This window comes from Microbacterium xerophyticum (assembly GCF_053543555.1).
Window position 1 is genome coordinate 66,620 of the sequence record NZ_JBLVOB010000003.1, and the last position, 25,573, is coordinate 92,192.

31 protein-coding genes are annotated in these 25,573 nt (G+C 69.1%); 16 read left to right on the forward strand and 15 right to left on the reverse strand.

Going from position 1 to position 25,573, the window contains the following annotated elements; all coding sequences use genetic code 11:
* Positions 1-49 precede the first annotated feature (49 nt).
* The 4 genes from ACNPNP_RS01345 to ACNPNP_RS01360 are packed head-to-tail and all read right to left on the reverse strand — an operon-like array spanning position 50 to position 4,132.
* Complete coding sequence (locus ACNPNP_RS01345) at positions 50-1,555, reverse strand: hypothetical protein (protein ID WP_448964271.1); 1,506 nt, start codon at positions 1,553-1,555, stop codon at positions 50-52.
* A 14-nt stretch (positions 1,556-1,569) separates the two neighbouring features.
* Positions 1,570-2,208 carry an ABC transporter ATP-binding protein gene (locus ACNPNP_RS01350; protein ID WP_448964272.1) on the reverse strand — a complete coding sequence of 213 codons (639 nt, stop codon included), beginning with the start codon at positions 2,206-2,208 and terminating at the stop codon, positions 1,570-1,572.
* Entirely contained in the window at positions 2,205-2,873 is a 669-nt protein-coding gene (locus ACNPNP_RS01355; RefSeq protein WP_448964273.1) for a response regulator, read from the reverse strand. Before ACNPNP_RS01355 ends, ACNPNP_RS01350 begins: the two co-directional genes overlap by 4 nt.
* Positions 2,870-4,132, reverse strand: coding sequence for a sensor histidine kinase (locus ACNPNP_RS01360; protein ID WP_448964274.1), 1,263 nt, complete (start codon positions 4,130-4,132; stop codon positions 2,870-2,872). Before ACNPNP_RS01360 ends, ACNPNP_RS01355 begins: the two co-directional genes overlap by 4 nt.
* A gap of 151 nt (positions 4,133-4,283) precedes the next feature.
* Between ACNPNP_RS01360 and ACNPNP_RS01365 the strand changes: the two genes are divergently transcribed.
* Genes ACNPNP_RS01365 through ACNPNP_RS01375 form a run of 3 tightly spaced genes read left to right on the forward strand, consistent with a single transcriptional unit; the run spans position 4,284 to position 6,044 of the window.
* Positions 4,284-4,727 carry a VOC family protein gene (locus ACNPNP_RS01365; protein WP_448964275.1) on the forward strand — a complete coding sequence of 148 codons (444 nt, stop codon included), beginning with the start codon at positions 4,284-4,286 and terminating at the stop codon, positions 4,725-4,727.
* A 1-nt stretch (position 4,728) separates the two neighbouring features.
* Positions 4,729-5,424 (forward strand): winged helix-turn-helix transcriptional regulator, encoded by a 696-nt coding sequence (locus tag ACNPNP_RS01370; RefSeq protein ID WP_448964276.1) that lies wholly within the window; start codon positions 4,729-4,731, stop codon positions 5,422-5,424.
* The gene (locus tag ACNPNP_RS01375) at positions 5,421-6,044 is read left to right on the forward strand and encodes a dihydrofolate reductase family protein (protein WP_448964277.1); all 624 of its coding nucleotides are present in this window, start codon (positions 5,421-5,423) and stop codon (positions 6,042-6,044) included. The genes ACNPNP_RS01370 and ACNPNP_RS01375 overlap by 4 nt, the downstream gene beginning before the upstream one ends.
* Positions 6,045-6,082: 38 nt before the next feature.
* Here the strand turns inward: ACNPNP_RS01375 and ACNPNP_RS01380 are convergent, their stop codons facing one another.
* The gene (locus tag ACNPNP_RS01380; protein ID WP_448964502.1) at positions 6,083-6,628 is read right to left on the reverse strand and encodes an NADPH-dependent FMN reductase; all 546 of its coding nucleotides are present in this window, start codon (positions 6,626-6,628) and stop codon (positions 6,083-6,085) included.
* Here ACNPNP_RS01380 and ACNPNP_RS01385 point away from each other — a divergent pair.
* From ACNPNP_RS01385 to ACNPNP_RS01395, 3 genes are all read left to right on the forward strand, one after another.
* The gene (locus ACNPNP_RS01385; protein WP_448964511.1) at positions 6,570-6,722 is read left to right on the forward strand and encodes a hypothetical protein; all 153 of its coding nucleotides are present in this window, start codon (positions 6,570-6,572) and stop codon (positions 6,720-6,722) included. The two genes, ACNPNP_RS01380 and ACNPNP_RS01385, sit on opposite strands and share 59 nt — an antisense overlap.
* Positions 6,723-6,771: 49 nt before the next feature.
* Positions 6,772-7,179: a MerR family transcriptional regulator gene (locus tag ACNPNP_RS01390; protein WP_448964278.1), complete on the forward strand. Its 408-nt coding sequence runs from the start codon at positions 6,772-6,774 to the stop codon at positions 7,177-7,179.
* A 151-nt stretch (positions 7,180-7,330) separates the two neighbouring features.
* On the forward strand, positions 7,331-8,437 hold the full coding sequence (locus ACNPNP_RS01395; RefSeq protein ID WP_448964279.1) for an erythromycin esterase family protein: 1,107 nt from the start codon (positions 7,331-7,333) through the stop codon (positions 8,435-8,437).
* Here ACNPNP_RS01395 and ACNPNP_RS01400 read toward each other — a convergent pair.
* The 3 genes from ACNPNP_RS01400 to ACNPNP_RS01410 form a co-directional block, all read right to left on the reverse strand.
* Entirely contained in the window at positions 8,434-8,649 is a 216-nt protein-coding gene (locus ACNPNP_RS01400) for a hypothetical protein (RefSeq protein WP_448964280.1), read from the reverse strand. The genes ACNPNP_RS01395 and ACNPNP_RS01400 overlap by 4 nt on opposite strands.
* 354 nt (positions 8,650-9,003) lie before the next feature.
* Positions 9,004-9,849, reverse strand: a complete 846-nt coding sequence (locus ACNPNP_RS01405) for an exodeoxyribonuclease III (RefSeq protein ID WP_448964281.1) — start codon at positions 9,847-9,849, stop codon at positions 9,004-9,006.
* Between the two features lie 28 nt (positions 9,850-9,877).
* A complete protein-coding gene (locus tag ACNPNP_RS01410) occupies positions 9,878-10,414 on the reverse strand; it encodes a YbhB/YbcL family Raf kinase inhibitor-like protein (RefSeq protein ID WP_448964282.1) in 537 nt (178 codons plus the stop codon).
* 88 nt (positions 10,415-10,502) lie between these two features.
* On the opposite strand from ACNPNP_RS01410, the gene pyrE reads away from it, so the two are divergent.
* Together pyrE and ACNPNP_RS01420 are read left to right on the forward strand one after the other, a co-directional pair.
* The gene (gene pyrE / locus ACNPNP_RS01415) at positions 10,503-11,063 is read left to right on the forward strand and encodes an orotate phosphoribosyltransferase (protein WP_448964283.1); all 561 of its coding nucleotides are present in this window, start codon (positions 10,503-10,505) and stop codon (positions 11,061-11,063) included.
* Positions 11,064-11,073: 10 nt separating this feature from the next.
* A complete protein-coding gene (locus ACNPNP_RS01420) occupies positions 11,074-11,976 on the forward strand; it encodes an ROK family protein (RefSeq protein WP_448964284.1) in 903 nt (300 codons plus the stop codon).
* On the opposite strand, the gene ACNPNP_RS01425 is transcribed toward ACNPNP_RS01420, so the two are convergent.
* Positions 11,969-12,847: a helix-turn-helix transcriptional regulator gene (locus ACNPNP_RS01425; RefSeq protein WP_448964285.1), complete on the reverse strand. Its 879-nt coding sequence runs from the start codon at positions 12,845-12,847 to the stop codon at positions 11,969-11,971. The two genes, ACNPNP_RS01420 and ACNPNP_RS01425, sit on opposite strands and share 8 nt — an antisense overlap.
* 101 nt (positions 12,848-12,948) lie before the next feature.
* Here ACNPNP_RS01425 and ACNPNP_RS01430 point away from each other — a divergent pair, with 101 nt between their 5' ends.
* The gene (locus tag ACNPNP_RS01430; protein ID WP_448964286.1) at positions 12,949-13,641 is read left to right on the forward strand and encodes an SDR family NAD(P)-dependent oxidoreductase; all 693 of its coding nucleotides are present in this window, start codon (positions 12,949-12,951) and stop codon (positions 13,639-13,641) included.
* A gap of 153 nt (positions 13,642-13,794) precedes the next feature.
* Positions 13,795-14,952: an anhydro-N-acetylmuramic acid kinase gene (locus tag ACNPNP_RS01435; RefSeq protein WP_448964287.1), complete on the forward strand. Its 1,158-nt coding sequence runs from the start codon at positions 13,795-13,797 to the stop codon at positions 14,950-14,952.
* Between the two features lie 12 nt (positions 14,953-14,964).
* On the opposite strand, the gene ACNPNP_RS01440 is transcribed toward ACNPNP_RS01435, so the two are convergent.
* From ACNPNP_RS01440 to ACNPNP_RS01450, 3 genes are read right to left on the reverse strand one after another with little or no spacing between them, the layout of a single operon-like run.
* Positions 14,965-15,132 carry a hypothetical protein gene (locus tag ACNPNP_RS01440; protein WP_448964288.1) on the reverse strand — a complete coding sequence of 56 codons (168 nt, stop codon included), beginning with the start codon at positions 15,130-15,132 and terminating at the stop codon, positions 14,965-14,967.
* A gap of 4 nt (positions 15,133-15,136) precedes the next feature.
* A complete protein-coding gene (locus ACNPNP_RS01445) occupies positions 15,137-15,928 on the reverse strand; it encodes an HAD-IIA family hydrolase (RefSeq protein ID WP_448964289.1) in 792 nt (263 codons plus the stop codon).
* A gap of 25 nt (positions 15,929-15,953) precedes the next feature.
* Positions 15,954-16,559, reverse strand: coding sequence for a bifunctional 4-hydroxy-2-oxoglutarate aldolase/2-dehydro-3-deoxy-phosphogluconate aldolase (locus ACNPNP_RS01450; RefSeq protein ID WP_448964290.1), 606 nt, complete (start codon positions 16,557-16,559; stop codon positions 15,954-15,956).
* A gap of 149 nt (positions 16,560-16,708) precedes the next feature.
* On the opposite strand from ACNPNP_RS01450, the gene ACNPNP_RS01455 reads away from it, so the two are divergent.
* Both ACNPNP_RS01455 and ACNPNP_RS01460 read left to right on the forward strand, forming a co-directional pair.
* The gene (locus tag ACNPNP_RS01455; protein ID WP_448964291.1) at positions 16,709-18,001 is read left to right on the forward strand and encodes an alanine racemase; all 1,293 of its coding nucleotides are present in this window, start codon (positions 16,709-16,711) and stop codon (positions 17,999-18,001) included.
* A 44-nt stretch (positions 18,002-18,045) separates the two neighbouring features.
* Complete coding sequence (locus ACNPNP_RS01460; protein ID WP_448964292.1) at positions 18,046-18,777, forward strand: IclR family transcriptional regulator; 732 nt, start codon at positions 18,046-18,048, stop codon at positions 18,775-18,777.
* 26 nt (positions 18,778-18,803) lie between these two features.
* On the opposite strand, the gene ACNPNP_RS01465 is transcribed toward ACNPNP_RS01460, so the two are convergent.
* A complete protein-coding gene (locus ACNPNP_RS01465) occupies positions 18,804-19,436 on the reverse strand; it encodes a metal-dependent transcriptional regulator (protein ID WP_448964293.1) in 633 nt (210 codons plus the stop codon).
* Positions 19,437-19,472: 36 nt separating this feature from the next.
* On the opposite strand from ACNPNP_RS01465, the gene ACNPNP_RS01470 reads away from it, so the two are divergent.
* The 4 genes from ACNPNP_RS01470 to ACNPNP_RS01485 all read left to right on the forward strand — a co-directional run bounded on the left by ACNPNP_RS01470 (position 19,473) and on the right by ACNPNP_RS01485 (position 23,279).
* Positions 19,473-20,087, forward strand: a complete 615-nt coding sequence (locus tag ACNPNP_RS01470) for a TrmH family RNA methyltransferase (protein ID WP_448964294.1) — start codon at positions 19,473-19,475, stop codon at positions 20,085-20,087.
* A gap of 77 nt (positions 20,088-20,164) precedes the next feature.
* Positions 20,165-21,382 (forward strand): sensor histidine kinase, encoded by a 1,218-nt coding sequence (locus tag ACNPNP_RS01475; RefSeq protein ID WP_448964295.1) that lies wholly within the window; start codon positions 20,165-20,167, stop codon positions 21,380-21,382.
* Complete coding sequence (locus tag ACNPNP_RS01480; protein ID WP_448964296.1) at positions 21,379-22,035, forward strand: response regulator; 657 nt, start codon at positions 21,379-21,381, stop codon at positions 22,033-22,035. Before ACNPNP_RS01475 ends, ACNPNP_RS01480 begins: the two co-directional genes overlap by 4 nt.
* A 92-nt stretch (positions 22,036-22,127) precedes the next feature.
* Positions 22,128-23,279, forward strand: a complete 1,152-nt coding sequence (locus ACNPNP_RS01485) for a hypothetical protein (RefSeq protein ID WP_448964297.1) — start codon at positions 22,128-22,130, stop codon at positions 23,277-23,279.
* On the opposite strand, the gene ACNPNP_RS01490 is transcribed toward ACNPNP_RS01485, so the two are convergent.
* Both ACNPNP_RS01490 and ACNPNP_RS01495 read right to left on the reverse strand, forming a co-directional pair.
* Positions 23,254-24,165 (reverse strand): hypothetical protein, encoded by a 912-nt coding sequence (locus ACNPNP_RS01490; RefSeq protein ID WP_448964298.1) that lies wholly within the window; start codon positions 24,163-24,165, stop codon positions 23,254-23,256. The two genes, ACNPNP_RS01485 and ACNPNP_RS01490, sit on opposite strands and share 26 nt — an antisense overlap.
* 39 nt (positions 24,166-24,204) lie before the next feature.
* Positions 24,205-25,527 (reverse strand): MATE family efflux transporter, encoded by a 1,323-nt coding sequence (locus ACNPNP_RS01495; RefSeq protein ID WP_448964299.1) that lies wholly within the window; start codon positions 25,525-25,527, stop codon positions 24,205-24,207.
* Positions 25,528-25,573: the final 46 nt, after the last annotated feature.

Genomic DNA, 25,573 nt, shown 5'->3' on the forward strand with positions numbered 1-25,573 from the left:
GGGCGGGGGGGCATCCGTCGTTCCGCACGGCTCAGCGGTGCCCACCCGATCAGGATGCTGCGCGGCCCAGCCGTCCGGCGGTGAGCGCCGTGAGCAGTACGGCGACCGGCAGCGCCCAGAGCAGCGTCGCCGGGCCGGCCGTGGACGATGTCGAGAGCCAGAACGACAGCACGGCCGTCCACAGCAGGGCATCGGCCTGCCACGCCCACATGCCGATGGAAGAGGCGTCACCAGCGGGGGTCGGAACGGGCATCATCAGTTCGATGGGCATCGGGCCTTTGGTCGAGTCATACGCGCGCACGGCGACGAGCATCGCTCCGATCGTCGCCGCCATGGCGGCTGTGCCGAGGTCGGATCCCGCGAGAAGCACGGCGACCGACGGAACGAGAACGCCCGTCAACAGAGGCAACGGCAGGTGCAGCGCCAGCAGCCACCCGGCTGTACGGCCGTACACCGCCGGGCGACCTGCGGTGTCTGCCGCCTCACGGAACCCGTCGATGAACGGGCCAAGGGCGGCGAAGGTCAACAGCCCGGCTCCGATCGCAGCGACCCAGCGCGGGCCCTCCTGCAACTGCGCGAACCAAGCCCATCCGGCGCCCGCAGCGGCGAGGGCGACCAGCGCGACCGCGGCACGCAGCGGCGTACGCAGGGCGCCGACCTTCGCGCGCTGAAGCACAGCGACGACAAGAGGTCGTGCGAACGCGATGCGCATGCGACGCCCCGTCACCGGTCGCGTGCGCGTACGATCCAGGGCGCCCGAGATGTCGCCGGTGCCGGCCAGAACCGTCATCGCCTCCCACCGGTGCGCATGATCCTCGACGCTGTTCGGCATCATCCGATCGAGGAGAAGGACGATCGCGACCAGCGCGATGATCGCGCAGGCACCGAGCGCCACCAGCGGCGCGACCGTCGCGCCGATGCCGCCCGGCCACCGGCCGGCGAGCGCCGTGGCCGGTAGCAGCGCGTCGAGCGGGAGCGACACGGCGCCGGCGAGCAGCGCGACGAGCACGACCCCGCAGGCGGCCGCAGTGCGCCGGGTCACGACCTGGCCGGCCAGCCAGATCGCCGCGGTCGGCACGGCGAACAGGAGCGATCCGAGGATGAACGCGATGGCCGTGTCGATCGCGACGCCGCGGGCGAGGAATCCGCTCACCGTCAACGTCGCGAGTGCGGTCAGCGCGAGGCATGCGCCGACGGAGGATCCGAGCAGTTCGCGCGACCATGCTGCGCGGGGAGAGATGTCCGACCGGCCAAGGGCGACGGCCACGAACGGATCCGGCGTGATCGGGCCGCGGACGCGGCCCAGTGCCAGCGCCCCCACCCAGACCAGGGCGCCGACGACGGCGATGAGGCGTGCTGTGCTCTCGTGTCCGAGCGCCTCCATGGCTTCGGGTGCGGCGAGCGCCAGCACGATCGTGCGGATGATCGGGACCCCGACGATCGCGGCGACGAGCACGGAGATGTACGCCAGGTAGGCGGTGTCACCGCGTGTGCGGTGCGACCCTCGCGCACGGTGCACGGCACGCGTCGCCGCCACGCGCGCACGATCCCGCATGCTGTCTCCGTCGATCACTCGTTCTCGCCGACTGTCAGCACGTCGGATTCGATCGCCTCCACGAGTGCGGTGCTGTGCGTCGCGAAGACGATCGCGCATCCGGCCCCCGATCGCCGGCGCAGCGCGTCGGCGACCAGACCCTGCCGGTGCGCGTCCAGGCGCTGCTCTGGTTCGTCCAGCAGCAGCACCCGGCTCGGCCTGGCCAGGGTCAGCGCAAGGCAGAACAGTTGCAGCTGCCCTGACGACAGCTCTGAGGGGTACCGCATCTTCAGGGAGGCGATGCCGAGTTCTTCCAGTACCGCAACGGCCTGACGCTCGCCGGTCCCGGCGTCGTCGCCCCAGGTGGCGCGGATGAAGCGCAGCTGTTCGGCGAGTGTGAGATCCCGCGACAGCGGTGGCGCGCCGATCATCGCCGCGATCGCGGCGCGATGGGTGCGGCGACGGATGTGCAGCGGTTCGCCTTCGAGGAGCACATCGCCGGATGTCGCGGGCATGAGACCGGCGAGCACGCGCAGCAGTGTCGTCTTGCCGGCTCCGTTCTCTCCGCGCACCGCCAGGGTCTGGCCCTGGTCGATCGTCAGCGTCGTGGTCGGTAGCAGCACCTGTTCGTCGACGACGACCCCCACATCGGATGCCGTGAGCAGCGCCGTCATCGCGCGAGTCCGTGGCGGTGCGCGAGAACGACGGCTTGCACGCGGTCGCGCGCCCCGAGCTTCTGCAGGATGCGCGAGACGTGCGTCTTCACCGTCGCCTCGCCGATGAAGAGCCGCGCGGCGATCTCGGCGTTGCTCATCGCCTCGGCGACCAGTGCCAGCACCTCGGTCTCCCGTTCGGTGAGCGGCTCGGCGAGCACGTTCGCCGTCGCGGTCTCCGCGGCTTCCGGTGCGGTGGATGCGTACCGCTGCATGACGCGGCGCGTCACCTCCGGAGCCAGCATGCCGTCGCCGGCGGAGAGCACGCGGACGGCGGTCACCAGATCCTCCGGTGTGCCGTTCTTGAGCAGGAAGCCGCTCGCACCGGCATCCAGAGCGGCGAAGAGGTAGTCGTCGCGATCGAAGGTCGTCACGATCGCTATCGCCGCGCGCACCTCGTCGTCTGCGACGATGCGTCTGGTCGCTTCGATGCCGTCCATGTCGGGCATCTGCACGTCCATCAGGATCACATCGGGTCTGAGATCGGATGCCGCCGTGACGGCCTCTGCGCCGGTGGCGGCCTCGCCGACGACCGTGATGTCGGGCTGGATGTCGAGGATGGTGCGGAACCCTGCGCGCAGCGCCTGGTAGTCATCGACGAGGAGTACACGGATCGGACCGGTCATGCGTTTGCTCCCGCCAGTGCGACGGGCGCGGGCAGGGGAACGTGCACGCGCACCCGCCATCCTCCGCGCTCGCGGGGCGCCGACTCGATCGTGCCACCCGACGCCAGTGCGCGTTCGCGCATGCCCAACTGCCCCATCCCCGACCGCGGCGTGAGCACGGCCCGGCCTGTGTTGACGATCTCGAGCTCGACGCCGGTGTCCTGGTAGCGCAGGCGCACGTCGGCGATGGCTTCCGCGCCGGCGTGGCGGCGGGCGTTCGTGAGCGACTCCTGTGCGATGCGGTAGAGATTCACCTGCGTCACCGATGGCACCGGTCGCGGTGTGCCGATCACGGTGAACTCCGTGGGCACTCCGGCCGAGTTGGACGCCTCCACCAGATCGGCGATGTCGTCGAGGGTGACGGTCGACGCGGCGTCGTCCACGCCGGCATCCGAGGAGCGAAGCGTCTCGAGCAGGTGCCGCAGCTCGCTGATCGCCTCGCGTGCCGAACCTTCCACATCGGAGAGGATCTCCTTCGCCGCTGCGGCATCCTGGTCGATCACCATGCGCGCGGCCCCTGCCTGCACGCCCATCACCGAGACGTGGTGGGCGACGACATCGTGCAGCTCGCGGGCGATGTGCACCCGATCGAGTGCCACGGCCTGCGCGGCGGTGACCTCGCGCTCGCGCTCCAGATCGACCGTGCGCTGTTCGAGTGCCTGGCGCTGCATCGCGGCACGCCACGCGTGCTCACCGAAGTAGTAGGCGCCGGCGAAGTAGAGCACGTTCACCAGCAGCTGCAGCATCATGAAGGCGAGGTACGGCGACATGGCGCCGGCGATGATGTCCTCTTCGCGGGCGGTGTCGATCGCGTCGCGGTACATCGTGACCATCAGCCACGCGAACATGCCGGCGATGATCGCGGCTCGCACGATCATCGCCGCGCGGCGGTTCGCCATCCAGGCACCGACCGTGTACAGCGCGATGAACATCGCGACATTGCCGGCGTACAGCTCGGGGATGCGCAGGGTCACGGCGACGAAGTAGGCGACCGAGACGATGACCGCGACCTGGGCCGGCCAGACGCGCCGCCACGCGAGTGGCGCTGCCAGGAACATCAGATAGATGAGCGCCTGCCACAGCGGCGCCTGCTCGTCGCCGTAGATCTCCGACGCCGCGGAGAGCGCGGCGCTGATCACACCGGAGACCACCACGACGGTGGCCAGCAGCGCGTCGGACCGGCGTTGGCTCGCGGTGAGCGCGCGGAATGGTGCGGACATGGTTCAACGGTACGGGCAAGCGGATGCTGCAGCATCCGCCCTGCGACGGATCGGGAAAGATGCCGTTGACACCGTACTTGTTTTTTGCAAGCATCGTTCTCGACAGGCACGGCGATCTCGCCGGCATCGAGCATCAGACAAAGGAGTCAGCATGTCAACCAAGGTCTTCGTCAACCTCCCCACCACCGATCTCGAGCGCAGCAAGGCGTTCTACACCGGTCTCGGCTGCGACATCAGCCCCGAGTTCACCGACGAGAACGCCGCGTGCATCGTGTGGAGTGAGGACATCTATTTCATGGTGCTCAAGCGCGAGTTCTTCGCCACCTTCACCGACAAGCCGATCGCCGACCCGAACGAGTCGGTGCAGGTGTCGGTCTCGTTCAGTCAGGACTCCCGCGAGGCCGTCGACGCGATCGTCGCCAAGGGGCTCGCCGCCGGCGGCACCGAGCCGAAGCCTGCGCAGGACTACGGCTTCATGTACTCCCGCGACTTGGACGACCCCGACGGCAACAGCCTCGGCTTCCTCTACATGAGCGAGGAGGCCGTCGAGAAGGGCCCTGAGGCGTACATGGCCGAGCAGGGTTCCGCGTCCTGACGTGGCCGCGCGCAGCTACGGCCAGTACTGCGGGGTCACCACGGCCGTCGAACTGATCGGTGAACGGTGGGCGATGCTCATCGTCCGCGATCTGCTCGTGGGGCCCAGGCGCTACACCGACCTCAAGCAGGGCCTTCCGCGCATCCCCACGAACATCCTCTCGACGCGGCTGAAAGACCTGCAGGAGGGTGGAGTCGTGCGCCGAGTGCCGCTGAAGAACTGCGGGCTCGTGTACGAGCTCACCCCCTACGGTCGCGCGCTCGAGCCGATCATGCTCGCCATCGGACGCTGGGGCTTCCAGGCCATGGGAGACCCTTCGCCCGGTGACGTCGTCACCCCTGATTCGCTCACCATGGCGCTGCGGACGGCGTTCCGACCGGAGTCGGCGGCCGATGCCGACTACGAACTGCACGTCGGTGACGTCGCGCTGCGCGCGCAGGTGCGCGGCGGGATGCTGTCGGTCGCCCAGATCGCGCCGCCCGCGCCACCCGTCGGCGGGCAGATGCCGGACGGCGAGCCGGATGCCGTCCTCGTCGCCGGTCCCGGCATCCGCCGCCTCATCGGTGGCGAGATCACGCCGACCCAGGCGATCGCGCAGGATGTCGTCGCGGTCGTCCGAGGAGACGAGTCGTTCCTGGACTCGTTCGCCTCCACGTTTCACATCGCATCATTCGAACTGCAAGGAGCCGCATCATGACCGGCCGCATCATCATCGATCTTTTCACCACGCTCGACGGCGTCGCCCAGGCGCCAGGCGGACCGGAGGAGGATCCCTCAGACGGGTTCTCCTTCGGCGGCTGGCAGGCCGGAGTGCCGGACGACGCCGTCGGGAAGTGGGTCATGGAGGGGATGTCGACGCTCGACGCGCTGTTGTTGGGCCGCCGCACCTACGACATCTTCGCCTCATACTGGCCGCACCACACGACGGGTCCTGAGGGCCCGATCGGGCAGCTCTTCGATCGGGTGCCGAAGTACGTCGCCTCGCGAGACGCCGACATCGAGCTCGCATGGCAGGGGAGCTCGCGCGTCGGTGACGACCTGAAGGCCGAGGTCGCGCGGCTGCGTGCTCAGCACGAGGATGTGCACGTGATCGGCAGCGTCGACCTCGTGCAGACGCTGCTCACCGAGCAGTTGTTCGATGAGTTGCAGCTCTGGGTGTACCCGGTCGTGCTCGGTCAGGGCAAGAAGGTGTTCCCCGACGGGGCGGCTGCCGCGAATCTGACGCTGCTCGGGGTCGAGACCGGCGCGAATGGCGCGGTGAGCCTGCGCTACGCCCCTGCGCCCGGTCCGGTGCGCACCGGCACTATGGGGGAATAGGTCCCTGGCGGCCACGCACCGGTTGATCTTGCTGCGGGTCAGCCGGTGAAGGGCCGCGTGGTGCGCGCCGGTGTCAGTGTGTCCGCCCACCAGGTAAGTTCATCGAGCGCGGCAGAAAGTGTCGCGGCGAGGTTCTCGCCCGGGACGAACCGACCACCGTCATCCAACGCGGTCCAGGGGCTTCGCAGGTTCAGTGTCTGCCGTGTGGTGACGACGTGCAGCTCGGCGAGGACTCCGCGCAGGTGTTCCGCGGCTGCGTGGCCGCCCTGACTCCCGTAGGCCACGATGGTGGCCGGCTTGAACATCCACTCGTGATAATGCCAGTCGATCAGCCTTTTCAGCGATGCCGGGTAGGAGTGGTTGTATTCCGGGGTCACGAACACGAACGCGTCGGCAGCCTCGATTCGATCGGCCACCTCGCTCCTCGGACCGCCCCCGGGAAGAAGATGCTCGTCGGCGGGAAGTGAGGTGGTGGCGAGATCGATCGGATCGATCGTCATCGCCTCTGCACCGGAGAGGTGCGCGGTGACCCATTCTGCGATGGCGGGGCTGATCCCGTGGGCGCGCACGCTTGCGGACACCACCGCGATCCGCTGCGGTGTGGCCGGCTGCGATGGTGAGGCGGTCGAAACGGCGAAGTCGGAGGCGATAGAAGTGGATCTCATGCGGCCACGCTGAGGCTTGAACATATGTTGAAGTCAAATCGTGATGCGTCTATCGTGAGGCGATGACCTCACACGCGCTGCTCGACGATGCCGGAACAGACACCCATCTCACCGTGCAGGAGGTCGCCATCGAAAGCGGCGTGGCGTCCTCTGCTGTCCGTTTCTACGAGAAGCACGGCGTCGTCCATGCGGTGCGTACGGCGGGCAACCAGCGCCGGTTCGATGATTCTGCGGCCTGCCGCATCCTGGTCGCCAAGCTCGCGCAGCGTGTCGGGCTCACGGTCCGGGAGATCGCCGAGCTCTTCGAGCAACTGCCCAGCGACCGTCATCCCGACGCGCTCGACTGGGACCGGATCGGCGCCCAGCTGATCAACGAGGCCGAGGAGCGCGTCATCCGCCTCAGGTCGCAGCTCGCCAGCCTGGGATCTGACACGACCCTCTGTGAGATCGGTGCCGAAATCGCCGAGTGACTCTCATATGCAGAGCGGGCTTGACTTCAACCTATGTTGAACCCGCATCGTGTTCTGCATGAACGAACAGCTACCTGACGCAACCGGTTTGACCTCATCTGCTGACGCGATCGCGGAGCTCGCCCAGCATGCCTCCATCGTGGGGATGGGAATGAGCACTCGTGAGGCGCGAGAGGTGCTCGCGAGCGTTTTCGAGACCACCCGGTCGCTCGTCGAGCACGGCTTCACGACGATCGCGATCCTGGACTCCCCGCGCGTCGTCGGTGACTATGACAGGTACGTCACCGGGCAGACGGTCGACCTCGAGCACACACTCGATCAGGCATGGGGGCCGTGGCGGAATGCGCAGTTCCGCGACGAACTCACTCATCTTCGGGCTTTCAATGCGGGCCGACCGACGGATCGCCAGGTCAGGCTCATCGGCATCGGGGCGTCGACGGTCGTCGTGGCCGACTACGACACCGTGGTCGAGCTGCTCCGCGGCGTCGACCGACACATCGCCGACGATGTCGAGCAGCATCTCGACGTCATCCGCGTCGCCCACGACGGCGGTGAGCACGTACAACGCGCCCGTGGACTGCACCCGGGCGTACCTTTCGTCGAGCACGCCCGTGCCGCCCGTGCCGCCGCGCTCACTGCACCTGTCGGCCCGGCTCGCCATGAGGCGCTGACGATGCTCGACGAGATCGTCGAACACCATGCTCACGCGCCCGGCTCGCCGCAGTCCGTCGAGAGCGAGCCTGACGGCGAAGCCGACGCGGCAGGAACGACGTCACCCGTCGGAGGGTACGACATGGCACGTGGTGAACGTGCGGCAGCAGAACGCCTCCTGAATCATCACGAGCGCACGGGGGCGCGAATCGTGGTGTGGGAAGGGACAGCCCACATCGCTGCGCAACCGGCGGACGCCCTCGGGCCCATGCTGGGTACGCACCTGCGTGCGGCACTCGGCGGCGAGTACGTAGCCGTGAACGTCAGCTTCGGGCGGGGCCGGATCGCAAGAGCCGACATCCCCGCACCGCAGGCCGGATCCATCGATGCCCTGCTTGATGAAGGCGGCACCGCCCGTGCCCTCGTCTTGCGCACTGCGGACCTCGTCGAAGCTGCTTCGTGGTCGACGCGGATCATCTCCGGGCTGTACGACCCGACCGCCGACGGTGACCACTACATCCTGTTCCCTTCGCTACGCGAATCCTTCGACGCCCTCATCCACATCCCGACCGTCACCCCGACAGCGCCATTGCGAAGCGACTCCTAGGTGTACTGCGTCGCGAGGTAGTGATCAAGGAGCTGGGCGCCCACGTCGACTGCCTCATCAGGATCCATGTCCGCGAGCTGAAGCGACAACCCATCGATGACAGCCTGAAGGATCGCCGCGTCCTGCTCCTCGAACGGATCGCGTTTCTGGTGACTGGGCTCATCCGTGTCGTGGGGTGCTTCGCGCCTGGCTCGGAGGAGCCGGCGGTACATCGTCCCCCACAGATGTCGAGCCGATGTGATCCAAGGTCGCCGCGTCTGCGCCGTCTAGTCCATCGATGGAATCCCGGACGCCCGAAAGTAGACGCGACGCACGTTGCGCCCACTCCTCCTGATGCTCGACCAGCGCGGCCGGGTTGTTCTCGTCGCTCACTTGATCGAATCTACAACTCGCGAAACGGTGTCAGAGCGCCACCGAACCGCAGGCGACCGCCCGATCAACGCTCAGGGGCGTCGCCCGCGGCTTTCGCTTCACGGCGTTCCGCGAGACCGCCCAGCAGGAACGAGATCGATGCCGCGTCGCGAGTCCGGCGATTCTCACCTGCCGCGGCGCAGCCTACGACCGATTCAGGCGAAGATCATCGGCATGTCGTCGTCGTCATCAGCACCACCGAAGTCGAGGTCGACGACCACCGGCACGTGATCGCTGGGCTGTTCGCCCTTGCGCTCGTTGCGGTGGATGGATGCGCCGGTGACGGCATCGGCGAAGGTGCGCGATCCGAGCACGAAGTCGATGCGGATGCCCTCGTTGCGGGGGAACTTCAGCCGCTGGTAGTCCCAGTAGGTGTAGCCCTCGGGCAGGATCGGGCGCACGACGTCGGTGAGACCCGCATCCTGGAACGCGAAGAACGCCGCGCGCTCCTGCGGGGAGACGTGGGTCGAGACGCCCTCGACGATGTCGGGATCGCCGTTGTCGGAGTCGAACGGGATGATGTTGAAGTCGCCGACGAGCGCCAGCGGCAGATCGGGGTTCTTCTGCAGAGCGGATGCCGCGTGCTGGCGCAGTTCGTCGAGCCAGTGCAGTTTGTAGGCATAGTGCGGGTCGCCCAGAGCCCGCCCGTTCGGCACGTACAGGCTCCAGATCTGCACGCCGTCGACGGTCACACCCAGCGCGCGCGCCTCGAGCGGAGCATCCGGTCCCTCATGACCCTTGGCGAAGCCCGGCATCCCGTCGAATGCGGTGGACACATCCGCCATGGGGAGGCGGCTCGCGATCGCGACGCCGTTCCACTGGTTCAGGCCGTGCACCTCGACCTGATAGCCGGCCTCTTCGAACTGCGCATAGGGGAACTGCTCGGGCTTGCACTTGATCTCCTGCATCGCGAGCACGTCGATGTCTTCGCGCACCGCGAACTCGACCGTGCGGCGCACGCGGGTGCGGATGGAGTTGACGTTCCAGGTGGCCAGGCGCATGCATCCAGCCTAGTTGCGGGGTCGGACCTCAGCGCTCCGCAGGATCGGCCGTTCCGATCAGCACGCCACGGGCGAGCGAGTGGAAATGCCGGTTGAATCCGAGCACCGCCGGCGTGGAGCCCGCGGGGATGTCGAGCGTCTCCACGTCCAGTGCGTCCACCACGAAGAAGTACCGATGCACGCCTGTGCCGTCCGGCGGGGCCGCGCCGATGAACCGCTCGGAGCGGGACTCGTTCGGCAGCACCGTCGCTCCGTGCGGAAGCGCGGCGAGATCTCCGAGGCCGCTGGCGAGCGAGGTGGCCGAGGCGGGAAGGTCGTACGCGGCCCAATGCCAGAACCCCGATCCGGTCGGCGCGTCCGGGTCGAAGCACGAGATCGCGAAGCTGCGTGTGCCGGCGGGCGGCGTCGACCACTCCAGAGCGGGCGAGCGGTCCTCACCACCCCGACCGGACGACCAGGCGAACAGCGGCAGCGGACCGCCCGGTTCGAAATCGGAACTGCTCAACTCGAGCGGCGCGAAATCACGCAGCGTGGCGAGCTCGGCGTAAGGATCGTACGAGAGCATGGGGCCTCCTTCGCTGAGGGGATGATGACGTCACGGCCCACGATAGGCGCACCACGCAGGTCGCACCACCGGCTCTAAGCTGGATGCCGTGACCGCACTCGACGCAGACCGACAGTCCCTCCTCGCCCTCATCAAGGATGAGGCGGTGTTCCACGGCGACTTCACCCTTTCCAGCGGAAAGCAGGCGACGTACTACGTCGACATGCGCCGTCTCACGCTCGACCACAGGGCTGCTCCGGCGATCGGCCGCATCATGCTCGATCTGATCGGCGATCTCGACGCCGCGGCCGTCGGCGGTCTGACGCTCGGTGCCGATCCGATCGCCAACTCCGTGCTGCACGCCTCGGTCGGCACCGACCGCCCGCTGGACGCGTTCGTCGTGCGCAAGGAGCCCAAGGACCACGGCCGCGGCCGTCAGATCGAAGGCGCCGACGTCGCGGGCAAGCGCGTCGTCGTGCTCGAGGACACCTCCACCACCGGCCAGTCCGCGCTCAAAGCCGTCGAGGTTCTGCGCCGCGAAGGCGCAGAGGTCGTCGCCGTCGCCGTGATCGTCGACCGCAAGACCGGCGCGCAGGCCGCGATCGAGGCCGAGGGCCTGCAATGGCTGGCCGCCTTCGACCTCGACGACCTCGGCCTCGACCCGCAGTGATTCTCGGCACATGACTCGTTACGCACTGGCCGTGGATGTGGGCGGCACCAAGCTGGAAGCCGCGCTCGTCGGCGACGACGGCATGCTGGTCGCAGGCAGCCGCAGCAGGCAGGCCACCGGCCGCACCGCGACACCGACATCGATGGATGCTGCAGTCGGGGCCGTCATCGTGCATGCGCTCGCCCTGCTGCCGGAAGGCGCCGAGCTCGTGGGTGCCGGTGTCGGCAGCGCGGGCCCGATCGACCTCCCGACGGGTTCGATCGTGCCGGTCAACATGCCCCAGGCGCGCGGCTACGGCCTGGCCGGAGCGGTGCGTGACGCGGCATCCGCTGTTCTCGGTCGTGACGTGCGCACCGTGTTCGGGCACGACGGTGGTGCACTCGCGCTCGCCGAGGCGTGGCTCGGAGCGACCCGCGAGGCGCGCTCGTCGTTGTCGATCGTCGTGTCGACGGGGGTCGGCGGCGGGTTCGTCGTGGGCGGGCAGTACATCCGTGGAGCCTCCGGCAACGCCGGGCACCTCGGGCAGGTGCGCCGTGAAGGCGGGCTGACGCTCGAGGAGATCGCCTCGGGGCCCGCCAGTGCCGCGTGGGCGCAGACACAGGGATGGACGGGTGCCACCGGCGAGGATCTCGCTCGCGACGCGGCATCCGGCGACCCGATCGCGCGTGCGGCGATCGAACGGTCCGCTCGCGCGGTGGGCGAGGCGCTGGCGGATGCCGCGACACTCGTCGACCTCGACATGATCGCGATCGGCGGCGGGTTCTCCCGTGTGTCCGACGACTACATCGATCTCGTGCAGCAGGCGCTCACCGCGAGTGCCGCACACGACTACTCCCGGCGCGCGCGCGTGGTGCGCTCAGGGCTGGGAGACGAAGGCCCGCTGATCGGCGCGGCCGCGCTCGTGCTCAGGTAGCCCGCGCCGAAGTGCGCGGCGCAGCCACAGCGGAGACCCTCAGGAAGTCGAGCTTCTCCGCCGCCTCGGACCCGGTTGCCGCGGTGTAGGCGACGATGCGCAGATCGGACCCTGCGACGCTGAACACATCGCAGTCGAGTTCGATGTCGCCCACGGCTTCGTGGCGGATGACCTTGCGCTCCGACTGATGCTCGCCCACCGCGCCGCTGTGCCACAGCGTGCGGAAGCGCTCACTCGATTCGAGAAGCTCGTCGACCAGGTCCCTGACTCCTCGATCGTCAGGGTAGCGACCGCTGACGCGACGCAGATCGGCCACCAGCGATGCCTCGAAGACCTCCGGGTTGCCGGACTGGCTGACGACCCGCTTCCTGTCGTCGCACTGGGACGTGCCCGAGAAATGCTGTCTCAGAAGGTTCGGTCGTCCTGGGCCGCTCCAGAAAGGATGGCCCAGCAGCACGGTCCACAGCGGACTCTCGGAGATGAGATCCCACGACGCGCTGAACACGGCGAGCGGTGTCTCGCCGAGGCGGGCGAGCAGCCGCTGCACGCCGGGCGGGATGTGCATCGGCACCTGCTGCGGAGAAGGGGGAAGCAGCCCGGCGACGACGAAGAGATGATCGCGTTCTGCGTCGTTCAGCTGCAGTGCGCGGGAGAGCGCGGCGGCGACCTGCGCCGATGGATTGCGTGCGCGGCCCTGCTCGAGGCGCACGACGTAGTCGACGCTCAGCCCCGCGAGGGCGGCGAGTTCTTCACGCCGCAGCCCGGCCGCGCGGCGGCCGCCGTCTGCATACAGGCCGACATCGAGCGGTGAGAGCCGATCGCGCCAGGCGCGCAGCATCCCGCCGAGGTCCGAGGCCTGCTTCTGCTGCATCCATTCAGTCTGACAGCCTCCAGCCCGGCCAAGGTGGTACTGCTGATCCCCCTGCTCGGCCGGGCCACGACAGCGTCGCGCGCCGTCCTCAGACTCGAGACATGACAACGACACTGATCACCGGAGCGAACAAGGGCCTCGGATACGAGACCGCCCGCCGACTCATCGAAGCCGGACACACCGTGTGGATGGCCGCCCGCGACGAGGCGCGAGGACTTCGGGCCGCCGACGAACTCGGCGGACGCTTCATCCACCTCGACGTCACCGACGACGCCTCCGTCACAGACGCGGCGCGCACGGTCGCGGATGCCGGTGGCATCGACGTGCTGATCAACAACGCCGGCGTCTCGGGTCCGATGAAGCCGGCCGAGGAACTGACGGCGGCAGATGCCACCGCCGTGTACGCCACGAACGTCGTGAGCATCGTGCGCACGACATCCGCGTTCCTCCCGCTCCTGCGTGAATCCAGCGCGCCGACCATCGTCAACGTGACGAGCGGTCTCGGGTCGTTCGCCGCGGTGCACGACCCGGAGCGCATCGAGTCCACGCTCGTCGCACCGCTGTACACCTCGTCGAAGTCGGCCGTCACGATGCTCACGGTGCAGTACGCCAAGGCGTTCCCCGAGATGCGCATCAACGCCGCCGACCCGGGGTACACGAAGACGGACTTCAACGGCAATCAGGGCACGCAGACGGTGACGGAGGGAACGGACGCGATCGTCGAGCTCGCCACCCGCGGCGGGCAGGGGCCGACGGGAACGTTCATCGATCGCTCGGGTGTCGCCCGGTTCTAGGGCACGAGTTCGGATGACTCGGACGACACGCCGCCGCATCTCGCCGGGGGACGGCGTGTCGGGCCAGCGATCCGAAGCTGTGCACGGGGCGCCGATACGCACGCACCCCTAACAAATCCGACGTACCCTCGAAGGACGACGGAAGGACAACGGATGCGCGTACTCGGACTGCTCTCGGGCACCTCACACGACGGGATCGATGTGACGGTCGTCGACTTCAGCGAGGCGGATGGCGCCGTGCGCGGCACCGTGCTGCACGAGGCCAGTGTCCCGTACGACCCTGCGCTTCGCGCTCGACTCGTGGCCGCGCTGCCGCCCGCGAAGACGACGCTGGCCGAGGTCTGCGAGCTCGACACCCTGATCGGTCAGGCGTTCGCCGACGTGGCGGCGGATGCTGCGGCATCCGTCGGCGGCGTCGATGCGGTGTGCACCCACGGGCAGACCGTCTACCACTGGGTCGACGACGGACATGCCCGCGGCACCTTGCAGATCGGCCAGCCGGCGTGGATCGCCGAAGCGGTCGGCGCCCCTGTGGTGTCCGACGTGCGCATCCGCGACATCACCGCCGGCGGGCACGGCGCACCGCTCGTGTCGTTCCTCGACGAACTGCTGCTGCGAGGGCGTGCAGGCACGTCGGCCGCGCTGAATCTGGGCGGCATCGCGAACATGACCATCGTCCGAGAGGGCGCGATCTCGGCCTATGACATCGGACCGGCGAACGCGCTCGTCGATGCCGTGATCGCGAAGTACGGCCTGAACCCGCTCGGCTACGACGAGGACGCTCGCATCGCCCTGTCCGGCGACGTCGACGATGCCCTGCTCGCCTCGCTGCTCGCCGACCCGTACTACGCCCTGCCGGCTCCCAAGAGCACGGGCAAGGAGCACTTCCACCTCGACTACGTGCGTGCGCACGCGACAGGGCTGGGCCGCGACGTGCGCGTGACCGACCTCGTGCGCACGCTCACCGAACTGACGGTGCAGACCGTGGCGAACGACGTGCGCGCGGCAGGAATCGGCTTCCTCGCCGTGTCGGGCGGGGGATGCCACAACCCGCTGATCATGCAGGGTCTCCGCGCCGCACTGCCGGACACCGAGGTCGTACTCGCGGATGAGCTGGGCGCGTCAGCGGACAACAAGGAGGCGATCCTGTTCGCCCTGATCGGGTGGTGCACCATGCACGGCGTCCCCGCCATCGTCCCCGGCGGCACAGGTGCGCGCGAGCCGCGCATCCTCGGCACGATCACGCCGGGTGCGGGTCCCCTGCGGATGCCGGAGCCGGTGGCGTCCGTGCGCAGTCTGACCCTGAGCTGACGCGCGCGCTCGTCAGCGCTTGCGGTCGTCGTCCCAGGGGCCTTCCCACCAGTTGCCGGAGCGGCCGTCGTCGTCGCCCCGACCCCGGCGACGGGAGCGGACGAACTGCACGATGATGACCGTCAGCGTGGTGAGCCCGATGAGGAGCATCACGAGGAAGAGCAGGTCCCTCTGGTCCATGGCGTCAGCCTTCTGAAGAGCCCGACGGCAGCAGATCGGCGACCGAGTTCACGATCTCGTCGGGGCGGAACGGGTACTTCTCGATCTCGACCTGGTCGCTGATGCCGGTGAGCACGAGCACGGTGTGCAGCCCCGCCTCGATGCCGGCGACCACATCGGTGTCCATCCGGTCACCGATCATGCCGGTGCGCTTGGAGTGCGCGCCGATCTTGTTCAACGCCGAGCGGAACATCATCGGGTTCGGCTTGCCGACGACGTACGGCTCGCGTCCGGTGGCCTTGGTGATGAGTGCGGCGACCGCCCCGGTCGCCGGCAGCGGGCCCTCGACGCTCGGGCCGGTGGCGTCCGGGTTGGTGATGATGAAGCGCGCGCCCCTGTTGATCAGGCGGATGGCCTTCGTGATCGCCTCGAACGAGTAGGTGCGGGTCTCGCCCACGACGACGAAGTCGGGGTTGGTCTCGGTCATGACAAACCCGGCGTCATGCAGGGCGGTGAGGATGCCTGCCTCGCCGATGACGAACGCCGAACCGCCGGGAACCTGCTGCTGCAGGAAGGCCGCGGTGGCCAGGGCCGACGTCCAGATCCGGTCCTCCGGCACATTCAGACCGCTGGAGCGCAGACGCGCCGAGAGGTCGCGCGCGGTGAAGATCGAGTTGTTCGTCAGCACCAGGTACGGGATGCCTTCGGCCTCCCAGCCGGCCAGCAGCTCGGATGCACCGGGGATGGCGTCGTTCTCATGGACGAGCACGCCGTCCATGTCGGTGAGCCAGCATTCGATCTCGGAGCGTTCAGCCATGTGCTCAGCCTATTGGTCGCGGGTGCTACCCGCGGAGCAGGCTCGCAAGCGCCGGAAGCTGCGCGGGGTCCTCGAGCGCGGAGCCGACCGCGACCACGCGTACGCCCGCGTCGAGGAACCGCGCCGCATTGGACGAGTCCATGCCGCCGGTCGCGACGAAGTTCGCCTGCGGGAACGGTCCGGACATGGCCGTGAACCAGGCCGGTCCCAACAGAGACGCGGGGAACGCCTTGAGCCACGTGAGCCCGGACTTCATCGCGAGCTGCACGTCGGTGGCGGTGGCCACGCCAGGCAGCGCCGGCATCCCGGCATCGTGCGACGCGCGAACGACCTCGGCATCGAAACCGGGGCTGACCGTGAACGAGGCGCCCGCATCCGCGGCCTGGCGCACATGCTCGAGCGAGACGACGGTGCCGGCGCCGACCGTCAGCCCGCGGTCCTTCGCGGCATCGGCCAGCACGCGCAGCGCCTCGACATCGGCAGGCGTCTGCACTGGCACTTCCACGCTCGTGACGCCGATATCCCAGGCGGCGGTGGCGACGGCGAGCGTGCGCTCCGCACCCATGCCGCGCAGGATCGCCATCAGGGGGACATCGCCGAAGAGAGCGGCGAGGGAGGAGTTGTCGAGCACGAGGTGCCGCCTTTCGGGGAGTGCTGCCTTGGAGAGCACGGACGAGTCGCGACACGAGCGCGACTACACTTCGAGTGTGACCAGAGTGAGCGTCAACTGCAATTCACGTTGCAACATATGCACACTTTGACGAGACGGAAGGACGACAGATGCACGAGCTCGCGGAGATCAGGCTGACAGCGCGGCACAAGGGGCTGCCGGAACGGGCCGTCGGGATGACGACGGCGGAGTTCCTGGCCTCCCGGCCACGACTTTCGGAGTTCTGGACCCCGCTCGTCGTTCTCGACGACGCGGCGATGCGCCACAACACCGACGTGATGGCGACGTGGTGCGCTGAGCGCGGCCTCGAGCTCATGCCCCACGGCAAGACCACGATGGCACCCTCGCTCTGGCAGCGGCAGCTGGATGCGGGATCGCTCGGCATCACGCTCGCCACGATGGGCCAGGTGCGCACGGCGCGCACGTTCGGCGTCTCCTCGATCATGCTCGCCAATGCCGCTGTCGACGCGCACGCGCTGCGCTACCTCGCGGGCGAGCTCGCCGACCCCGACTTCCGCTTCGTCTGCTGGGCCGACTCCATCGCCACGGTGGAGTCGATGGAGACTCCGCTGCGCGACGCGGACGCTCCTCGCCCGGTCGACGTGCTGGTCGAACTCGGTGGCGACGGCGGGCGCACGGGTGCCCGCACGCTCGACGAGGCGATCGCGATCGCCGAGCGCATCGCGGCATCCGATGTGCTGCGCCTCGCCGGCGTCGCCGGCTACGAGGGAAGCCTTGCGCACGATCGCAGCGTCCGCGCCATCGACGCGGTCGAGACGTACCTGCGTCGCCAGGTCGAGCTGCACGAGCGCATCGGGCACCTCTACGACGACGGCGACGTCTACGTGACGGCGGGCGGCAGCGCGTACTTCGATCTCGTCGCGCAGGTGTTCGCCGAGGCCGGCGCCGCAGCAGACGCCGAAGAGCGCCCCGGCGGAGGCCGCACCCTGTTCACTCTGCGCTCCGGCGCCTACATCGTCCACGACGACGGCTTCTACCGCGGCATCTCACCGTTCGACGAGGCGCGGACGAGCGACGAAGAGCCCCGCTTCATCCCCGGCATGTTCGGCGTCGGCCGGGTCGTCTCGCACCCAGAGCCCGGTCTCGCGCTGATCGACGGCGGCAAGCGCGACTTCCCGTTCGATGAGGGACTGCCGATCCCCCGTGCGAAGAGCGCGGCGCTCGGCGCACCCTGGCAGCCCCTGCCCGGAGCATCCGTCTCGGCGATGAACGACCAGCACAGTTTCGTCCGGCTCGAGGACGGCGGCGAACTCGAGATCGGAGGCCTCGTCCGGCTGGGGCTTTCGCACCCGTGCACCGCGTTCGACAAGTGGACCGTGCTGCCCGTCGTCGAGTCGGTCGACTCCGACGTCGTCCTGGACCTGATCCACACCTTCTTCTGATGGCGGAGGTCGGGCACGCGCCGCGCGGAGAGGGTGTGGTCTAGGTGTCGCAGAGCGTCGAGCGTGCAGCCGCGATCCTCGACTCTCTCGCCGGCGAGCCCAAAGCGGTCTCGCCGCTCGCGGTGGAGTTCGGCATCCACCGCTCGACGATGTTCCGAGAGCTGCAGACGCTGCAGAAGGTCGGCTTCGTGCGGCGACGTGAGGACGGTACCTATGCGGTCGCGTTTCGCCTGGCGATGCTCGGTGCGGCCGCGTTGGAGGACGTCGCCCTGAAGGATGCCGCGCACACCCCCGTGCGGCAGCTGCACCGCGTGGTCGGAAACACCGTGCACGTCGCAGGGCTCGTGGGCGATGAGATCTTCTACGTCGACAAGGTCGAGGACCCGCGTCGGGTGCGGCTGTACTCGCGGGTCGGGTCGCCAGTGCATCCGAATCGCAGCGCGGTGGGGAAGGCGATCCTCGCCGGGCTGACGCAGAAACGCCGCGACGACGTGCTCGCCGGCGCTGACTGGACGCGCCACACCGCGCAGACGCTGACGACAAGGGCCGCGCTCGACGCGGAGCTCGAGGTGACGGCCGAACGCGGCTGGGCCGTCGATCAGGGCGAGTTCGAGGAGATCGTGAACTGCGTCGCCGTCCCCATAACGACCTCGGTGGGTGTCGTCGGAGCCGTTTCGATCACCGCGCTGCGGATGGTCCACGACCTCTCACATCTGGAAGGGCACGTTCCGCTGCTCCGCCGGACGGCCGAGCAGATCGCACACGCGCTGCGCTGAACGCGCATGCGTCACCTGGACGGATGCTACGCGCTGAGCCAGACGACGTCGACGGCGCCGTCCGGCAGCTCGGCGACCGCTCCGTCGATCTCGACGCCGCCGTCGGTGACACGGACGACGGACGACACCGAGAGCCCGAGCTCTTCCAGGGCGCACAGCAGGTCGGGGTCGGTGTCGGAGACGCGCAGCACGCGGCCCTCGTGGCCGAGCGGGGCCTGGGCGAGCAGCACGAACGGTTCGCGCGCGACATGGCCCGCGGCATCCGGGATCGCATCGCCGTGCGGGTCGAAGCGGGGCCGGCCCAGCCGTTCGTCGATCCCCTCCAGCAGACGATCGCTGATCGTGTGCTCGAGGACCTCGGCCTCGTCATGCACCTCGTGCCAGCCGTAACCGAACTCGCTCACCAGCCAGGTCTCGACGAGGCGGTGGCGGCGCACCATCGACAGGGCGCGACGTTCACCGGCATCCGTCAGACGCACCGCGCCGTACGGCACGTGCGAGACGAGGCCGGAAGCGGCGAGCTTCTTCACCATCTCCGTCACAGACGAGGGGGCGATGCCCAGCTTCGCCGCGAGCTGCGAAGGAGTGATCGGCGCATCCTGCCATTCGGTGTGCGCATAGACGGTCTTCAGATAGTCGTCTGCCGCTGGGGATGCCACGAGCCCAGCCTACGCCGCCCCGACTACGCTGGCTGAGTGACCGACACCCCTGAGCGCACCACCCATGGACTCGGACCGTGGGAGGGCGAGTGGCCGGTGGGGGAGCAGTACGACCCCGAACTGCTCGAGCACGGCGACACCCGCAACGTCATCGATCGCTACCGCTACTGGCGCATGGAGGCGATCGTCGCCGACCTCGACACGCACCGCCATCCGTTCCACGTCGCGATCGAGAACTGGCAGCACGACATGAACATCGGCTCGATCGTGCGCAGCGCCAATGCGTTCCTCGCCGACACCGTGCACATCATCGGACGGCGTCGGTGGAACAAGCGCGGGGCGATGGTCACGGATCGCTATCAGCATGTCGTGCATCACGACGACGTCGCCTCGTTCGCCGTCTGGGCCGCCTCTGAAGGCATCCCGATCATCGCGGTCGACAACGTCGAAGGCGCCGTCCCGGTCGACAAGGCCGAGCTGCCGGAGCGCTGCGTGCTGCTTTTCGGGCAGGAGGGTCCTGGCCTCACCGAGGAGGCGATCGCCGCGGCATCCGGTCATATCGAGATCACCCAGTACGGTTCGACGCGCTCGATCAACGCGAGCGCTGCCGGCGCGGTGATCATGTACGAATGGTGCCGCCGGTGGGCGTAGCCCGCCGCCGATGCACGAGCTGAAGCTCACCCGTGCGGGTGATCCGGCACCGAACACGCCCGTGAGAGCATGGGGCCGTGTCGAGCGCAGTGAAGAACGACTCCGATTCTGACGGCTGGCGCGTCCTCAACCGTCCTGACGTGATCCTCGCGATCGCCATGACCGTGCTGCTGCTCCCGGCCAGCCTGATCGCGGTCGTCCAGGCGCAGGCCGTGCCCGATCCGGCAGCCGCCGCCGTGATCACCGCACTGTTCGCATCGGTGCACGCGGCGACCCTCGTCTCGGTGCGCTTCCCCGTCATCGCGTTCGCCGCCGCCAGTCTCGCGATGCTCGCCCTCGCGCTGCTGCCGGGAGGCGAAGGGGTCGCGGGCGCACCGGCCGCACTGTTCCCCTCGTCCTTCGCCTACCTGCTCTGCGTAGGCGAGGTCGCGACACTGCGTGCGCCCCGTCTCGGACTCGCCTCGCTCGGCGTCGGGGTGCTCGGCGCGGCTGTGATCGCATGGACGCCGATGTCGACCATGCCCGGCAGCATCAGAGTCGGGCTCTTCGGGGGGCTCGCCGCGATGATCGCCGCCGCCTGGGCGATCGGTCTGCTCCAGCGGCAGCGACGACAGCACTCCGAGGAGCGGGAGCGCACCCGGGTACGAGAGGCGATCACGGCCGAGCGGATGCGGATCAACCGCGATCTGCACGACGTCGTCGCGCACTCCATGACCGTCATGATCGCCCAGGCGGATGTGGCGCGCGCTCTGGTGCGGGACGATCCGGACGCCAGCACGCGCGCGCTGCACATCGTCGCCGACACCGGAAGAGACGCCCTGCGCGGGATGCGCGGAGTGATCGCCGTCGACGGCGATGCGCCGCGGACGCCCGTCCCCGACATCGACGCGATCACGGGCCTCGTCGAGTCCGTGCGCAGCGCGGAGACCGACGTGCGGTTCGACGAGACGGGCACGCGACGACGCCTCGAACCGGATGCGCTGATGGCGCTGCATCATGCCGTGCGCGAAGCGCTCACCAATGCGGTCAGGCACACGGCGGCCCCGCGGCGGATCGTCGTCCGGCTGCAGTGGACGCCGGATCACGTCGCCGCGACCATCGACGACGACGCGGGGAGCGGTCAGGGCCCGGCGAGTCCGGGGAGCGGCCTCGGGCTCATCGGCATGGCCGAGCGCGTCCGCCTCGCACGGGGCACCCTGCGCGCGGGACCGCGGCAGCCCGCCGGGTGGCAGGTGCGCATCGAACTGCCCGTGGCGGCGCACGAGGCCGCACGCGCGGATGGAGGAGTCGAATGAGCATCCGAGTGCTGATCGCCGATGATCAGGCGCTGTTCCGCGAAGCCATCGCCGCGCTGCTCGCACGCGATCCGCGACTGGAGATCACGGCATCCGTCGAGTCCGGCGACGCGGCGATCGAGTTCATCCGCGCGCACGCCGTCGATGTCGTGCTGATGGACATCCGGATGCCGGGAACCGACGGCATCGCCGCGACCAGGGAGGTGCTGCGGCTGCGCCCCGGAGTCCGGGTCCTGGTGCTGACGACGTTCGACCTCGACGAGTACGTCTACGCAGCGGTGCGCGAGGGCGCCAGCGGATTCCTCACGAAGGATGCGACGCCCGAGGCGCTCGCCGATGCTGTCGTCGCAGTCGCGGATGGGCGCCCGGTGATGTCGCCGCGCGCCACTGAGGCGCTGCTGGGATTCGTACGGGAGGGAGCGCCGCAGCGGGACGCCCGCGAGGCGCTGGCCGTGCTGAGCCCGCGCGAGCAGGACGTCGCGCGGCTGCTCGCCACCGGCACATCGAACGACGAGATCGCCCGTGCGCTGTTCCTCTCCGAGAACACGGTGAAGACGCATGTGAAGGCGGTGCTCGCCAAGCTCGCGGTTCCCGACCGCATCCACGTGGTCATCTGGGCGTACGAGCACGGCGTGCTGCGCCCGGCCGACTGACCCGTATCGCTGCGCAGAATCACCCGCACGGGCGAGTCGTCCCGCCTCCTCGGGCGATGCTGCGGGTGCCGCCTGGTTCATAGCGTGAAGACATGAACACGCGAAACCACTTCTTCCTGACTCTCGTCGTCGTCCTGGGCTCGGTTGCGCTCGCCGTCCTGAACGGGCTCCGGCTGCTCGCACCGGCGTCGGTGGACTGGATCGCCGCGCTGGGGCCGGGGATCGCCGACCGGATGCTGCCGGGAACGGTCTGCGCGGCCATCGGTGTCGCGGCGGGTCTCGCCGGCACCGCCGTCGGGTTGCTGGGGCAGGCGGAGAGCCGCGCCACGTCGGGTGCGCCGCCGTCACGAGCACTGCGCGCGGCGGCCGTTGTCGTGGCAGGCGTCATGATCTTCCTGACCCCGGGCGGGTTGATCCCCGTCGCCGGTTACACGTTCGCCATGATCGTCATCATCGGTGTCTGCACGCTCGCCGTGCTGCTCGTGCGACGGCATCCGTGGTGGGGTCTGGCGCTGATCGCGGTGCTCGCCGGCCTCGTCACGTGGGCCGTCGTGCGGATGCGCGGCGCGGAACTGGCGAGCAGCCTCGGTGCCTCGCTGCTGGACGTGTTTCCCGGAGCGCTTCTCGCCGCGGTCCATCTGCTGGCCGCGGTCGCGCTCCTCGCGCAGACCGAGTCACGCGGGCGCGGGCATCGGGGCGCATTCTCGCGGTGGGTGCTGAGGCACCGCAGAGCGATCACGATCGTGGCGGCGTGCTGCGCCGTGCCGTACACGTTCGCCCGCCTGACCTGGCTCACGCCGTGGCCGTTGCTGGCACCGGACGCGCTCGACCCCGCCGCCATGCCGATGGTGCTGCTGACCGGACTCAGCCTGGGGGCGGCGATGCTGGCCGGCGGAGTGCTGACGCTCGGGCTCATCCTGCCGTGGGGCCGCCGCTTCCCGCGATGGATGGCCGGCGTCGGTGGTCGCCCCGTGCCGATCGCACTCGCCGTGGTGCCGGCCTCGGTCGTCTCGGCGCTGTTCACCGCCGGCGGCATCGACATGGTGCTGTCGGCGCAGGACGGCGCGATCGGTGACGGCAGCATCGCGCAGATCATCGAACTCGTGCTGGTGTTCCCGTTCTGGCTGTGGGGTCCGCTGCTGGCGCTGGCGACCTGGGGCTACGCGATGGCTCGTCATTCCGGGGCGCCGCTACCCGTGCATCCCTCGGATCGGACCTTCAGCCGAACCGACCCTCGACGCTGAGCTGCTCGCCGGTGCCGACGCGCACGTCGTGCAGACGAAGGTTCGTGCCGTCGGCGGTGAGCGACTCGTTGAGGTCGATCCGTCGGCCGATGAGTGCGCGCACATGCTTTCGGGCGAACAGCAGAGCGGCCTTCACCAGCAGGTTGCGGCTGCCGAGCGTCAGGTCGCGGATCGTGATGACGGCATCCCTCGTCACCTCGATCCGCGCCTCGGCCCGGGCCGACGCCATGAGCAGTTTCCAGCGCACGCCGGCGTATGCGGTGACGCGGATGCCGTCTGCGCCGTCCTGCACGATCTCGATGCGCAACCGGCCGAGACGGATGCCGCCCTCGCGGAGCATGGGCGCCGCGACGGATCTGATCAGCGGCACGAGATCCTTCGTGGCGATGGAGGCGTGGAAGGTGCCGCGCAGATCGCCGAGGTCCTCGTTCGGCACGATCGAATGGGCGCTCTCGGGAACACCCGGTTCTGCGGGCTCGGCGGCGGTGAGCCACACGATCGGCATGTCGAACGCCTGCACGTTGATCGTGAGCGGGCTGCGCTCGATCCGCATCGGTCGGGCTGAGAAGCGGAAGCTGCGCACGATGCCCGGTTCGCGGGAGATGATCTCCGGCGCTGGGATGTCTTCGGTCGCGGGGGTGTTCGTGACGGGGGAGTTCGTGACGGGGTCGACGGGCATCGGCGGCGCGGTCCAGCCGAGCGTCAGCGTCGTGCCGGTGGCATCCAGCGTGAGGTGATCGAGATCGTTCCCGGTGAGGGAGGCGGCGACCTCGACGTCTTCGAGCCCCTTCAGAGCGACTTCACCCGCGTCCTGCGCGGTGCGAAGCAGAGTCGATCGCACCCAGCGCACGACGGTGGCGCTGTCGCCGGGCCAGGCTGTGGTCATGTGACCATCCTGACGCATCCAAGGCGCAGAGCGAGTCGCCTACACCGAGGCGCGCAGCCAGCCGCCGGTCTTCACGCGCCAGCCGAGCGTCGCGAAGCGGGCGAGCATGTACACGCCGAAGAATGCGACCGCCAACCAGGTCACTCCGGCGGTGCCGTCGACTCCGACGAGGGTGATGATCCACAGCACGGGAAGGAACGGCACGAGGTTGAGACCGCCGGCGATCGCGAGGTAGCGCACGTCGCCGGACCCCATCAGCACACCGTCGAGCACGAACACGATTCCTGCGATCGGCTGCGCCACGGCCAACACGATGAGGGCCGGCTGGATGAGCGCCGCGACCGCGGCGTCGCCCGTGAAGGCGAGCCCGATCACGCCCGACAGTGCGGCGATCAGACCGCCGACGATGACGCCGAACCAGGCGCCCCACGCGACGGTGCGGGCGAGCACGTGCCGCACGCCGGGGATGTCGCCCGCGCCGAGGCCCTTGCCGATCAACGCCTGCGCGGCGATCGCGAGCGCGTCGAGTGCGAACGCCGCCGCCGAGAAGATCGTGAAGACCACCTGCCAGCCGGCGAGCTCCGTGGTGCCGATGCCCGTGGCGATGCCGACCGTGACGAGCAGGGCGACTCGCAGGCTCACCGTGCGCAGGAACAGCCATCCGCCCGAGCGCGCCGAACCGCGGACGCCGTCGTGCTGAGGGCGGACGGAGGCCGAGTGCCGGCGCGCGAGGCGGCCGATGATGAGTACATAGGCGGCGACCATGCCCCATTGCGCGACGATCGTGCCGGCGGCCGAGCCGGCGATGCCCCAGCCGAAGCCGTAGATGAACAGCCAGTTCAGTAGCGCGTTCGCACCGAATCCTGCGCCGGCGATCCACAACGGGGTCATGGTGTCCTGCATGCCGCGCAGCAGGCCGGTGGCCGCGAACACGATGAGCATCGCGGGCAGGCCCCACATCGAGATGGACAGGTAGATGTCGGCCTGCGCGGCGACCTCGGCCGATGCGCCGAACAGCGACACGAGCCACGGCGACGAGAGGGCGCCCGCGACGGCGAGTACCGCGCCGAGGCCGAGCGCCAGCCACATTCCGTCGATGCCCACGCTCACAGCATCCTTCTTGTCGCCTGCACCGAAGCGCCTCGCGACCGCCGGCGTCGTCGAATAGGCGAGGAAGACCATCAGGCCGACGATGGTCTGCAGCACGGCACTGGCGATGCCGAGGCCGGCAAGCGGTGTGACGCCGAGGTGGCCGACGAGTGCGGCATCCACCATGAGGAACGCCGGCTCGGCGACCAGCGCCCCGAGCGCGGGGACGGCGAGGCGCACTATCTCCCGATTGAGTGTCTGGTGCGCGGTCACCGTTCGAGCCTAGCTGCGCGGGTCCGCGGGGCGGGCGGCTGTGGGG